This is a genomic window from Sphaerisporangium sp. NPDC049002, from assembly GCF_040649355.1.
Lineage (GTDB): Bacteria > Actinomycetota > Actinomycetes > Streptosporangiales > Streptosporangiaceae > Sphaerisporangium.
In genome coordinates, this window is record NZ_JBEZFH010000209.1 from 1 (window position 1) to 13,609 (window position 13,609).

General features: G+C 68.2%; 7 protein-coding genes. 3 read left to right on the top strand and 4 right to left on the bottom strand.

Features of this window, described 5'->3' with window-relative positions; all coding sequences use genetic code 11:
* From AB0B89_RS29775 to AB0B89_RS29785, 3 genes are all read left to right on the top strand, one after another.
* Window positions 1-3,649 (top strand): WD40 repeat domain-containing protein (locus AB0B89_RS29775; protein WP_358559438.1); only part of this gene is annotated, 3,649 nt, incomplete at its 5' end.
* A 281-nt stretch (window positions 3,650-3,930) separates the two neighbouring features.
* Complete coding sequence (locus tag AB0B89_RS29780) at window positions 3,931-7,572, top strand: CARDB domain-containing protein (RefSeq protein WP_358559439.1); 3,642 nt, start codon at window positions 3,931-3,933, stop codon at window positions 7,570-7,572.
* 261 nt (window positions 7,573-7,833) lie between these two features.
* Window positions 7,834-8,685 carry a DUF72 domain-containing protein gene (locus AB0B89_RS29785; RefSeq protein WP_358559441.1) on the top strand — a complete coding sequence of 284 codons (852 nt, stop codon included), beginning with the start codon at window positions 7,834-7,836 and terminating at the stop codon, window positions 8,683-8,685.
* 81 nt (window positions 8,686-8,766) lie between these two features.
* Here AB0B89_RS29785 and AB0B89_RS29790 read toward each other — a convergent pair whose 3' ends face one another.
* The 4 genes from AB0B89_RS29790 to AB0B89_RS29805 form a co-directional block, all read right to left on the bottom strand.
* Window positions 8,767-9,831, bottom strand: coding sequence for a hypothetical protein (locus AB0B89_RS29790; RefSeq protein ID WP_358559443.1), 1,065 nt, complete (start codon window positions 9,829-9,831; stop codon window positions 8,767-8,769).
* A gap of 56 nt (window positions 9,832-9,887) precedes the next feature.
* The gene (locus AB0B89_RS29795; RefSeq protein ID WP_358559445.1) at window positions 9,888-11,771 is read right to left on the bottom strand and encodes a hypothetical protein; all 1,884 of its coding nucleotides are present in this window, start codon (window positions 11,769-11,771) and stop codon (window positions 9,888-9,890) included.
* Between the two features lie 71 nt (window positions 11,772-11,842).
* Window positions 11,843-12,577, bottom strand: a complete 735-nt coding sequence (locus tag AB0B89_RS29800) for a toll/interleukin-1 receptor domain-containing protein (RefSeq protein WP_358559447.1) — start codon at window positions 12,575-12,577, stop codon at window positions 11,843-11,845.
* A 13-nt stretch (window positions 12,578-12,590) separates the two neighbouring features.
* Window positions 12,591-13,454: a hypothetical protein gene (locus AB0B89_RS29805; RefSeq protein ID WP_358559449.1), complete on the bottom strand. Its 864-nt coding sequence runs from the start codon at window positions 13,452-13,454 to the stop codon at window positions 12,591-12,593.
* Window positions 13,455-13,609: the final 155 nt, after the last annotated feature.

A 13,609-nucleotide genomic window follows, 5' to 3' on the forward strand; every position in this document is an offset into this window, starting at 1 on the left:
CGCCCCCCCGGCGGCCCTGGTCGCCGCCCCCCCGGGTCGGTTCCCGGCGCCCGCCGGCTGCGTCGACGCCCTCGCCCTCCACCTCGCCGGCACACCGGCCATCGTGGTCGTGGACCAGTTCGAGGAACTGTTCACCCTGTGCGCGGAGGAAGGCGAACGGCAGCTGTTCCTCCGCCTGCTCGGCGAGCTCGCCGAGCGCGTCGGCTGGGTCGTCATCGGTCTCCGCGCCGACTTCTACGGCGCCTGCCTGCCTCACCCTCCGCTTCTCGCGGCGCTCCAGGACAACCCGCTCCTGCTCAAGAGCATGACCGTCGAAGAACTGCGCCGGACCATCCTCTACCCCGCACGGCGCGAGGGCTTCGCCGTCGAGTACGGCCTGGTCGAACTGCTCCTGCGCGATCTCGGCGCCGGTCCCGGCGGGGACTACGAAGCCGGCCGGCTTCCCCTCCTCGCCCATGCCCTGCGCGTCAGCTGGCAGCAGCGCGACGGGCACATCCTCACGGTCAGCGGCTACGCGACCACGGGCGGCATCAGCGGGGCGATCGCCACCACCGCGGACCGCACCCTCCGCGAGCTCAGCCCGGCCGGCCAGGCGATGACGCCGGGCCTGCTCGTCCGGCTCGTGAAGCTGGGCGACACCGGCACACCGGACGTCCGCCGCCCTCGCCGGCGCGAGGAGCTCGTCGACGCCAGCCACGACCCCGCGACCGCCCGCGAGGTCGTCGACGCCTTCACCGCCGCCCGGCTGCTCACGTCCGACCTGGAGACCGTCACCATCACCCACGACGAGTTGCTGCGCAGCTGGCCGAGGCTGCGGGAATGGCTCGGCGACAACCGCGAGGACCGGCTGGTCGAGCAGGCGCTCGGCGAAGCCACGACGGCCTGGCACCAGACCAAGGACGTCGACGCGCTCTACCGGGGGGCGCGACTCGACCAGGCGCGCGAGTGGGCCAAGAGGACCGTCAACCCGATCCAGGCGCCCGTCGCGCGGTTCCTGGATGCGTCCGAGCGCCTCCAGCGGAGGACGCTCCGGATCCGCAACGCGATCATCAGCGTGCTCACCGTCCTCAGCCTGCTCGCCACCACGGCCGCGGTGTTCGCGTTCACGCAGGGCAACGAGGCGTTGAGGCAGCGCGACCTCGCCGTCTACAGCCGGGTGCTCACCGAATCGGACCGGCTGCGGAACTACGACCTGTCGATGTCGGCGCAGCTCGCGCTGGTCGCCCACCGGCGGCGGCCCAGCGGCGACACCACCCAGCGCCTCCTCGGCACGCAGTTGTCCGCGCTGTCCATCCCGTTGATCGGGCACACGGACTCGGTGGCGTCGGTGGTCTTCAGCCCGGACGGCCTCACCGTGGCCAGCGCCGGCAAGGACAAGACCATCCGGCTGTGGGACGTCTCCGACCCCGCTGCCCCTGCTCCGCTCGGCCGGCCGCTCACCGACGGCCAGAACGGGGTGACCACCGTCGTGTTCAGCAGCGACGGCAAGCTCATGGCCAGCGCCGACTGGGACCGGGTCTTCCGGTTGTGGGACGTGTCCGACCGGTCGCGCCCGATGCTGCTCAGCCGTACGGACAACGGGGGAAAGCCCGAGGACGACAGCGCGGTCGCGCTGAGCCCCGACGGGAAGACCATGGTGAGCACCGGGGTGGGCAGCGCGATCGACCTCTGGGACATCTCCGACCCGCGCAGGCCCGCCAGGCTGAAGAGCCGGTTCACGAGCGACGCCACGACCGCGGCCCACAGCATGGAATTCAGCGCCGACGGTAACACCCTGCTCGACACGCGCGAGTTCGGCGGGACCGAACTCTGGGACCTCACCGACCGGGAGCACCCGAGGTTGCTCGACAGCCTCGACGCCGGCACCGCCACCTTCAGCCCTGACGGCCGATTCCTCGCGACCAGCGGCAGCCGTAACACCATTCAGCTCCTCGAACTCAAGGGCCGTGCGAAGCCCGAGGCGGCAGGGATCGCCATCACCGGGCACACCAACTCCATCGGCGACATCTCCTTCAGCCCTGACGGACTGCTGATGTCGACCGCGAGCGAGGACCAGACCGTGCGGATCTGGGACATGGCCGATCCTCACTACCCCACCCAGCTCGGCCCCCCGCTGGCGGGGCACACCAACGACGTCAACGCGGCCCGGTTCAGCCCCGACGGCCGCTACCTGGTGACCGCCGGAGCCGACTACGTGGTCAGGCTCTGGGCTCTGCCGCACACCCAGCTCATCGGGCACTCCTCGACGGTGACCTCGGCCGTGTTCAGCCGCGACGGTACCAAGATCGCCACGACGAGCGACGACCAGTCCGTCCGGTTCTGGGACGTTTCGGATCCGGCGGAGCCCAGACCGCTCGGCGGCACGGTCCCCGCCCACCGGGGGGTCTTCCAGACCGAGTCCGCGTGGAGCCCCGACGGCCGGCTGCTCGCCGCGTTCTCGGACTTCGAACACGTGCAGCTGTGGAACGTGTCGGACCTGTCCGCGCCGCGCACCGTCGGCAAGCCGCTGGCCAAGGGTGACGGAGTCGCCCTGTCGCCGGTGTTCGGGCCCGGAGGCCGGGTCCTGGCCTTCGGTGACGGCGAAGGCGCCGTACGGCTCTGGGACGTCGGCCGCCCGTCCGCCCCGCGCCTGCTCGGCACGACCGCCGGGCGCGACTATCCCGCGCTGACCATCGCCTTCGCCCCAGGCGGCCGGTTCCTCGCCATCGGGCACGGCGACGGCTTGGTCGCCCTCTGGGACGTCTCCGATCCCCGGTCACCGCGCCGGCTCTCCGACGGCGACACCGGGTCAGAGCTGACCTCCATGGCGTTCTCGCCGGACGGACGGGTCCTGGCGAGCGTCAACATCGACGAGGCGATCCAGTTGTGGGACGTCTCCGACCCGTGGCGGATGAGATCGCTGAGCGTGCTCCGATCGGCCCACAACGACGCCGTCAACATGGTCGCGTTCAGTCCCGACGGGAAGACCATGGCCAGCGGCGGCGAGGATCGCACCATCCGGATCTGGGACGTCACCGACCCCCGGCGGCCACGAGCGATCGGCGAGCCGTTCAACGGGCACAGCGACGATGTGCGAAGCGTCGCGTTCAGCCCTGACGGCGGCCTGCTCGCCGCCGCCAGCCGGGACAACACCGTGACGATCTGGTCCATGGACGTCAGGACCGCGATCGACCGGATCTGCGCCCTCTCGCGGGCGTCGATGACGAAGGACGCGTGGCGCCGCTACGTCGATCCGAACATTCCGTACGACCCGCCGTGCGCTCCCCGCACCGCGGCGGCGCCCGCGACTCCGGCGTCCTCGTCCTTCGACCTCGCCGGGGTCTGGCACGGCACCTATGAATGCCCTCAGGGCGAGACGTCCCTGCGCCTGACCGTGAGCCCTCCGGCCGCCGGCGGATCGCTCTCCGCCCGGTTCGACTTCGGGCCGACGCCTGGCAACGCCAGTGTCCCGCGCGGCGCTTTCACCGTCCACGGGCGGATCGCCGGTGGTCAGCTGAGACTGCTCCCCGGGCACTGGCTGGAACGGCCCCCGGGGTGGTCGATGGTCGGGCTCACCGCTCCCCTCCAAGACGCGCCGGCCCGTCCCACCCACCTGGAAGGCCACATGCTGAACCCGGCGTGCGGCACTTTCCGCCTGGCCCGCGCGTAGCGCCTCCGGCCCGGCGTTCACGGCCGCCCTTACCTCGTGTCACATCCGGTCGTCGGGCCGGGCCACGAACCTATTTCCCAGCCGTTGACGTGACCGAAGTGCCTATGTAACATTTGGCCAGCACTACGCAAAAATCTCGCAAACTAATGTTACTTTTTTCGCTGTTCCTCGCAACTTCGGGATGCACTGCGTCCGTGCACCTGCCCCCCATACGTGTGCGGTCAAGACGCATGCCTTCAAGCCCGGCCCTGTCGTGCTCGACAAGAGATTGAGGAACGCGAATGAGAAAGACGCACGGACCGTTACGGCTGGTGGCGACCCTGGTCGCCGCCGGCCTGCTCGCCATGGGGGTGGCCGTCCCGGCCTCCGCCGCGGGCGGACCCAACCTGTCGCCGGGCAAGGCGACCCAGGCCAGCAGCTCCTCGGCCGGATACCCGGTGTCGGCCGTCAACGACGGCGACCAGTCCACCTACTGGGAGAGCGCCAACAACAGCTTCCCGCAGTGGGCGCGGATCGACCTCGGCGCCGCCACGAGCGTCGACCAGGTCGTCCTGAAGGTGCCCGCGGCGGCCGTCTGGCAGACCCGCACCCAGACGCTCTCGGTCCAGGGCAGCGCCGACGGCTCCAGCTTCAGCACGGTCGTGGCCTCCGCGAACTACGTCTTCAACCCGGCGACCGGCAACTCGGTGACGATCAACTTCGGCGCCGCGACCTACCGGTACTGGCGCGTCAACGTCACCGCCAACACCGGCTGGCCCGCCGCGCAGATCTCCGAGTTCGAGCTGTACGGGGCCGGTAGCGGCGGCGACAACCAGGCCCCGACCGCGCCGGCGAACCTCGCCTACACCGAGCCCTCGGGCACCCAGATCCAGCTGACCTGGACCGCCTCGACCGACAACGTGGGCGTCACCGGGTACGACATCTACGCCAACAACCAGCTTCGGGCGAGCGTCGGCAAGGTCACCACCTACACCGACACCCAGCCGTCCACGGCGACCGTGAGCTACTACGTGAAGGCCAAGGACGCGGCGGGCAACCAGTCGGGGGCCAGTAACTCCGTGACCCGCACCGGCACCGGCGATCCGGGCACGAACCTGGCGATCGGCAAGGAGATGGTCGAGTCCGGCCACGTGCACACGTTCGTCGCCGCCAACGCCAACGACAACAACGTGGCCACCTACTGGGAGGCCAACTCCGGCGCGTTCCCGAACACGCTGACCGTCAAGCTCGGCGCCAACGCCAGCGTCAGCTCGGTCGTGGTGAAGCTCAACCCCGACTCCTCCTGGGGCACCCGCACGCAGAACATCCAGGTCCTGGGCCGTGAGCAGAACGCCACGACGTACCAGAACCTGGTGTCGGCGGCCAACTACACCTTCAACCCGGCCTCCGGCGGAAACTCGGTGAGGATCGACCTCTCCGCGACCGTGGCCGACGTCCAGCTGAAGTTCGCCGCCAACACCGGCGCACCCGGCGGACAGGTCGCCGAGTTCCAGGTCATCGGCGTCCCCGCGCCGAACCCCGACCTCACCGTCACGAGCCTCTCGTGGGCCCCGGTCTCCCCCATCGAGACCAACGCGATCACCCTTTCTGCCACGGTCAAGAACTCGGGCACCGCCGCCTCCGGCGCGGACAGCGTCAACCTCTACGTCGGCGGCGCGCTGGTCGGCACCGTGGCGGTTCCCGCCCTTCCCGTCAACGGCACCGCCACGGTGACCCAGAACATCGGCACCCGCCCCGCCGGCACGTACACGGTCAGCGCCACGGTGGACGCGGACAACACGGTCTTCGAACAGAACGAGACCAACAACACCCTCGTCGCGGCGTCGCCGCTGGTGGTCGCCGAGGCTCCCGGCCCCGACCTGCAGGTGCTCAGCATCAGCTCCAACCCGTCCAACCCGGCCGTCGGAGCGTCGGTCACGTTCAACGTGGCGGTGAAGAACCGCGGGAACACCGCCGTGGGCGTCACCACCGTCACGCGTCTGGTGGTGGGCGGCACCACGCTCAACACCAACACCGCGCCGATCGCGGCGGGCGCGACGGCCAACGTGGCCGTCAGCGGGAGCTGGACCGCCACCAGCGGCGGCGCCACCATCACCGCCACCGCCGACGCGACCAACGTCGTCGCCGAGACCAACGAGACCAACAACACCTTCTCGCAGGCGATCGTGGTCGGGCGCGGCGCGGCGGTCCCGTGGGTCGAGTACGAGGCCGAATCCGCCAGGTACCAGGGCACGCTGCTGGAGGCCGACCAGCTGCGCACCTTCGGGCACACCAACTTCGCCACCGAGTCCTCGGGCCGGAAGTCGGTGCGGCTGAACAGCACCGGCCAGTTCGTCGAGTTCACCTCGACCAGCCCCTCCAACTCGATCGTGGTGCGCAACTCCATCCCCGACGCGCCGAACGGCGGCGGCATCGACGCCACCATCAGCCTCTACATCAACGACACCTTCGCCCAGAAGCTGAACCTCACCTCACGCCACAGCTGGCTGTACGGGAACACCGATGGCCCGGAGGCGCTGACGAACACCCCCCAGGCCGACGCCCGGCGGCTGTTCGACGAGTCGCACGCGCTGCTCACGCAGAGCTACCCGGCGGGCACCAGGTTCCGGTTGCAGCGTGACGCGACCGACACGGCCTCCTTCTACATCATCGACCTGATCGACCTTGAGCAGGTGGCTCCGCCGGCGAGCCAGCCCGCCGGATGCACCTCGATCACCGACTACGGCGCGGTGCCCAACGACGGGAAGGACGACACGGCCGCCATCCAGCGGGCGGTGACCGACGACCAGAACGGCGTCATCAGCTGCGTCTGGATCCCCGCGGGGCAGTGGCGGCAGGAGCAGAAGATCCTCACCGACGACCCGCTGAACCGGGGCCAGTACAACCAGGTGGGCATCAGCAATGTCACGATCCGCGGCGCGGGCATGTGGCACTCCCAGCTCTACACCCTGACCGAGCCGCAGGACGTGGTGGGCGGCATCAACCACCCGCACGAGGGCAACTTCGGCTTCGACATCGACAGCAACACCCAGATCTCCGACATCGCCATCTTCGGCTCAGGCCGTATCCGCGGCGGAGACGGCAACGACGAGGGCGGGGTGGGCCTGAACGGCCGGTTCGGCCTGAACACCAAGATCACCAACGTGTGGATCGAGCACGCCAACGTGGGTGTCTGGGTCGGCCGTGACTACGACAACATCCCCGCCCTGTGGGGCCCCGCCGATGGACTGCAGTTCAGCGGCATGCGCATCCGCGACACCTACGCCGACGGCATCAACTTCACCAACGGCACGCGGAACTCGCGGGTGTTCAACTCGTCGTTCCGCACCACCGGCGACGACGCGCTCGCGGTCTGGGCCAACCAGGCCGTCAAGGACCAGGTCGTCGACAACACGCACGACAACCACTTCGTCAACAACACCGTCCAGTTGCCCTGGCGGGCGAACGGCATCGCGATCTACGGCGGCTACGACAACTCGATCGAGAACAACCTGATCTACGACACCATGAACTACCCGGGCATCATGCTGGCGACCGACCACAGTCCCCTGCCGTTCTCGGGGACCACGCTGATCGCCAACAACGCGATCTACCGTGGTGGCGGCGTCTTCTGGAACGAGGATCAGGAGTTCGGAGCCATCACGCTGTTCCCGTCGAGCAGGGACATCACCGGTGTCACCATCCGCGACACCGACATCTACGACTCGACCTACGACGGCATCCAGTTCAAGACGGGCGGCGGCAACATGCCGAACGTCGCGATCACCAATGTGAAGATCGACAAGTCCAACAACGGGGCCGGCATTCTGGCCATGAGCGGGGCTCGCGGAAACGCGACGCTGACGAACGTGACCATAACGAACTCGGCCACCGGCAACATCGTGCGGCAACCAGGAACGAGCTTCGTGATCACGGGCGGCTAGCCTTCGACATGAACCTCGCCTGGGCTTAGACGCCCGGAAACGACCAGCCATGCGGCGCGCTCCCGGTCCTTTCACGGGGGGCACGCTCATGGCTGGTCGTGCTCGTCCGGCGAACTCGCCGATCGCGGCAAGATCCTGCGGCGGCTCAGGCCGGTGGCGAAGCGGGCGCGGCCCGCGACGGCGTCCCCCGCGTACGGGCCTGGCCGGAACCCGTTTCCGGTCGTTTCCCCGCCCGCCTCCTGTTTCGGTAACGTCGAGCCCATGCGGCTTCATGTGGGATGCGCGATGTGGACGCACGCGCCATGGCAGGGGCGCTTTCTGCCTCATCCGCTCCCTCCCGGGGAACGCCTGCGGTCCTACGCGACCTGGTGCGACGCGGTCGAGGGCAACACGACGTTCTACGCCACACCGGCGAGGAGCACCGTGGAGTCGTGGGCGCGGCAGACCGGCCCCGACTTCCGCTTCGTGGTCAAGCTGCCCAAGCCGATCACGCACGAGCACCGCCTCACCGGCGCCGGCGAGGAGCTCCGATCGTTCCTGGAGGCCATCGAGCCGCTCGGTCCGCGAGCCCACGCCCTCTGGATCCAGCTACCAGGTTCGTTCGCCCCGGCCGACCTCGGCGCCCTGGCGGGCTTCCTTCGCCGGCTCCCCCGCTCGCACAGGTACGCCGTCGAAGTCCGCCACCGCGCGTTCTTCGAGGACGAACGATCCGAGCGGCTCCTCGAGCGGGTCCTCGCGGGCGCCGACGCCGAGTGGGTCCCGTTCGACACCACGACCCTCTTCCAGAGCCCTCCCACCACCGACGCCGAGCGAGAGGCGTGGACGAGGAAACCACGCGTGCCTCGGCGGACGCGCGCCCTCACCGACCGTCCGATCGTCCGCTACCTCGGCAGGGACGCCGCGGCGAGCACGATCGAGGGCTGGCGGCCGTGGACCGACGCGGTCACCGAGTGGCTGCGCGAAGGCCGCTCCCCGACCATGTTCATCCACACCCCCGACAACGCCGACGCCCTCACCCTCGCCCGCCGATTCCACGCCGACGTACGGGCCCGCCTACCCCAGCTGGATCCCCTCCCCGAACCACTCCCGACAGAACCACTGACCCTCTTCTGACCGCCGGGCCCTTCTGGAGGCCCCGAGGCTTCGCCTGCCCGGATCACCGGGCCGAGCCGTGCGCCTTCTGGCCAGTTCGAGTCAGAAGCCCGGCTCACCGTCGGGCCGATCGGACGAGGGATCAAAATCATCGAAGTGAGGTGGATCGGGGGTGTCGAACCGGCGCACCAATTCGGCAGCCACCTCCGGACGACCGTACTTCGCGGCGTATTCGGCCACTTCCCGGCTGAACAGAGCTCGCTGCGGGTCATCCTCGGGGAAACCCATCCCCCGCAGAAAGGCGTCGAAGTGGTCGGCGGCGGACGCCTCACCTTCCCCAGAGGATCCGGCCGTCCCATCGTGCCGCAGGTTCTGCATCCTGGTATCCGCGGGTGCCACGAAGGCCGGATCCGGCACCAGATGTTGAAATAGCTCGGGGACATCCTCGTTGTTCGCCGCCGAGGAGAGCCGGGCCAGAAGGCCTATGTCCTGCACGGTCTTCTCTACCTGGTCCTCGTTCCTGGCGAGCCACCAGACCACGGCGCTACCCGTGTCCTTCAACACGTCGTTGCCGAGATAGTCCCGCCTGCTCTGCTCCTGTTTCCTCTCGTGCTCCCAGACCGCTTTCTCCTTACGCATCGTGGCCAGTTTGTCGAGTCGTGCCTGGTCATTCTCGGAGAGAACGAGCGTGACCGATTTGGCCATCACCTGCAGGCAGCCTGAGGCCTCGGGCTGCATCCTGCCCAGCGCGCCGTTCAACTCGTGCTGGACGAGCGAAGCCCTTCCCGGTTGCCGTCTCTCTGTGATCGCACGCGCGCGTTGCAGGATCGCCTCCACCGCGAGGGCACCCGGGTTGACGATGGACCTGGTCGCCGGGGCGCCGTCCGGGCACCAGTACACGGTCGCGGAGAACCGGAAGTCGTAGTCGTCCCAGCCGCTTGGCAGAACCACGTCGACTACCCGCCGCTCCTGACGCTCCGACAGCGTCACGGGCAGGTAGCGCAGGGGCGCGGAAGATCTCATTCGGCGCGCGACGGCCCTGAGGAGCAGGACCGCTGCGGTCACGAGCACCAGGGCCAGCACCAGCGACGTCCAGAACGGCAGTGGAGCCAGCAGGACGAGACCGGCAAGAAGCGGTGTGCAGAAGATGGTGAGGTAGACCGTCACCACCTTGCGTCCAGAACTCATGGAGTATCCCCCTGATCCAGGGTCACGGTGATGGTTTACGCGGCGAAGATGCCCAGGACGGTGTTGATCTTCTGCCGGAGGACGTCGACGAGGAGTGCCCGGCGTCGCCGCTCGTCCGGTGTGCCGCTCATGAGATGGGAAACGTCCCGTGCCAGGACGTACAGGCGAGACAGGACGTCCGTACGCTCGCCACCTCCTCCGACCAGCACGTCGAGGAGCAGGTCACGGTGACGTTCGTCGTCCGCGGCTGTGAGCAGCCATTTCCGGACCTGGCGGCTCCATGTCTCATGCTGTCGCCGCTGGAAGACGACGTTCCAGCCGGCGATCAGCTGACCTCGCACGACGGGTTCGGCTATGGGCGCGTGACCGCGAGTCCCGACGTCGGTGAACGGCGCCGGATCGGCTACGTGCAGGAAGAGGTCGACGTCGGCCTGCCACTCTCTCCCCGTGCTTCCGGTGAAGGCGTAGACGAGCCGGTCCAGCATGAGGCGATGGAGACGGGGTGTATCTCCGATCAGTCGCACAAGCGCCTCGCGTGCGTGAGGAGCACCCCGCTCCCTCCTGGCCAGGTGATGGAGACGGACCACGGCCTCGTCCGGATGACGCACCGCCATCACTTCGAAGCACAGTACGACCAGAACCTGGCCGAACCTGTCGGGCAGCCGCATCTGCGACCAGGTGTAGATCTGCCTCCGGAAGAACCGGCCCAGGTCCTTGTGGCTGAGTCCAGCTTCCAGCGCCTTGGCAGCCGCCTGCAGACGAGCATTGGTCGTGGGCTCCCTGGTCCACTGCGACACGGAAGAGCTCACCATGTCCGGGTACCCGTCGCGCAGGCACTGCTCGACAAATCGCTCGACCAGAGTGTCCCGATCGCGGACATCAAGGGCCGCCGTGTCGACAGCATCGGCGACCCATACATTCAAATGGTCACGAAGCTCCGGCATGTGCTTCCAGAAGTGGGCACGAACCGCCGCGTCGTAGCCGAACTGAGTGAACCGCACCCGGCCGGACCCATCGGGTTCCGCCTTGATCTTGGTGAACCGCTCCGCGAGGTCCGCTCCTTCCAGCAAGGAGTGCTGTTCTGGAGGGTGCTTCACCGCCCGCAACAACGAGACGCCGGCCCGGTGGATGCTTTCCGCGCGGGATCCCTGCAGCATGGCCGTGGCCAGTAACAGGGCGCGTTGCGGTCCCTCCCGCAACACGGCGACCTCGTGGGCGACCTCTGTGCCCAGGCCGGTCTGAGCGTCGCCGGCGCTCTTGCACCACTCCGTGAATTCGCCCTTTCCCTGCGACGTCGTTCGCGCGCCGACGATGAGCCCGGCGAAGTCGGCGATCTGCCGGATCGACGGGTTCGTGTCCAGGAAGGCCGACAGAGCCTTGGGCTGGGAGGCGATCTGGGCCCCGGGGACGCCTTCTACGCGCAGATAGCGTCGAACCACCTCCAGTCCCTGCGGGCGGCCGATCTCGACGCGATAGCGATCGAGGTCCGTCCGGACCCTTTCGATCCTGTGCCACGGGAGCACGACCACCAACCGGGCGCCGTGCTCCAGTACGGCCTTGCGCAACGAGGACAACTCGTCCTGGATGTCGGTCCAGAGCTGTTCCCTGATCTCGGAGAGATCCAGCAGCAGCAGGTCGCCGTCGCCGACACGGTCGGTGTCAAGGCGGCGAGGGCTGTCCTCGTCTTCCGGCAGCAGCTCATGGATTGCCTGGGTACCGGAACGCAGTTCGTACAGGAGCATCCAGGCCGCGGTGTTCCGTCCGCTGCCCGGCACTCCGTCCATGAGGACGGTGCCGTGTTCGGCCAGGACCGTCCGCGCCCTGCCGAAGCCCGCCGGATGGACGAAGCACCGCCAGAGCCACAGCAGTTGGTCATCGGCGATGGCCCGCGGAGTCCTCCCCTTGGAGTCAGCGAGCAATATGTTGATGTCGCCTGTTCCCGCATGTACCTGCCCATAGGTGGTCGATACGGAAGAGTTGATCGAGTCGCTCAACGGACGTCATCCTCGTTCCTGCGACGACCTCCGAACTGGTGACGGATCCCGCCCTGGTTGTCTCCAGCGACGTACGTTGCCCCATCTCCAGAAAAGCGCGGGGAGTTGTTGTTGATGTCGCCCTTACCCGTGTGTATCGAGCCCCGGTCGCCCTTGATGACATTGCCGACGTCGCCGGTGACGTCGCGGTTCTGAACGGCCGTGCCGTTCACGTCGCCCACCGAGTTGCTCACGGATCCAGGAGCCGGAGAGGGGGAGGCGGTGGAGTCGGCCTCCTTGAGCGACGGGACGTACTCGGTGATCCTGCGGGCGATGCGCGTGAGACCCGGCTCGGCATCCTGCTGAAGATCCAGTGGCATCGACTGGAGGTCCGCCAACCCGGCCAGTTCCTCGGGCAGATCGGCGGGGTTCAGGCGCTCGGTTCTCCGCCCGTCGAGAACCGGCATGACCGGCACCCCGCAAGCGAACGCCTCGAGGATCTCCCTACGGACCCAGTCGTCCTTGTCGTGCAACGCGGGATGCCTGCTCCATTGAGGGCCGATGACGGCGAGCAGGACGCCGCTACGCCGCACACCGCTGAGCAGTCTCTCGGGATATTTCTCGCCCGGTCTTATGGATGCCGATGCCCGGAAGGCTTTGCCCTCCCCGAAACGACGTACCAGGTCTCTCTCGATCGTGATGGCGGTCCTGTCTCCGTCTCCTGTGCGGTAATTGATGAACACGTCGTGCATGGCGGTTTCCTCCCTAGGGGTTGACGATCTGCAAAGCCGCGTTGAGCTCGGGGGTCAGGGCTCGCACCGACCGGTTCAGCGGGTGGCGGGCCAGAGCACGGGCGAGGCTCCGCAGATCTGCGGCGATGGTCGCGGAACTTACGGTCATGGCGCCGTCGAGCAGGCGACCGGTCAGATCGCATGCGTGGTCGACCTCTCCAGCGACGGCGTAGGCGAGCGCTCGGCGAGCGCCGTAACGGACTTGGGTGCGCAGTGCTCGTGACGACACCTGCGCCAACTGGGCGTCCAGGGCCTCCGCCGCTTCCTTTGGGCGCCCCAGGTCATGAAGGCACCAGCCGGTGATCATCGCGACCGAGTCCGACAGGTTCATGCTGCCGATGACAGGGGCATCCGAAGCCGTGGCGTGATGGGCGAACAGCGCACGGGCGACGTCGAGGCTGCGCATACAGGCGTCGTAGTCACCCGCGAGGGCGTGTCCCTGCGCCTCCCGTTGCGCGGCCAAGCCTCGGATCCGCAGGGGAACCTTGCTGGTCTGTGCGCGCCGAGCCAGCTCGACAGTGTGCTCGGCATCCCCGCGATATAGCGTTACGAGTGCGCGACGGACCAGCCCGTACGCGGCCAAATCATGGTCGCCACCGGCGGCCGCCAGGTCGACAGCGCGTTGTGTCCACCACAAGGCTGCCCTTTCGTCGCCGGCCTCCTGCGCCAGCCAGCCGACGTATTCGGCGTACCGGGAACCCAGCTTCAGCAGGTCCTCACGAGTACTGGAGCCAGCGTGCGCGGACAGCTCACGGAGTAGATGTGTTTGCGCGATGAGCGTAGGGAGCAGCGATCCCGGATTACCCGTCTGGCCGAGTTGCCGGTACTGATCGAACAATGTGCGCGACGCTTCCAGGAACTTCTCGGCCTCGGTACTTGACGACGATGCCGGCCTGCCTGTCGCCGGCCAGGCTTATGGGACCACCGAGGGTGGTTTTCTGCCACGAGCATGGGACCACCCGGTTGCCAGTGATGGGACCACCCCGCGTGTCG

Coding starts and splice junctions, on each gene's coding strand:
- AB0B89_RS29780 (WP_358559439.1), top strand. CDS start 3,931: ATGAGAAAGACGCACGGACCGTTACGGCTGGTGGCGACCCTGGTCGCC.
- AB0B89_RS29800 (WP_358559447.1), bottom strand. CDS start 12,577: ATGCACGACGTGTTCATCAATTACCGCACAGGAGACGGAGACAGGACC.
- AB0B89_RS29785 (WP_358559441.1), top strand. CDS start 7,834: ATGCGGCTTCATGTGGGATGCGCGATGTGGACGCACGCGCCATGGCAG.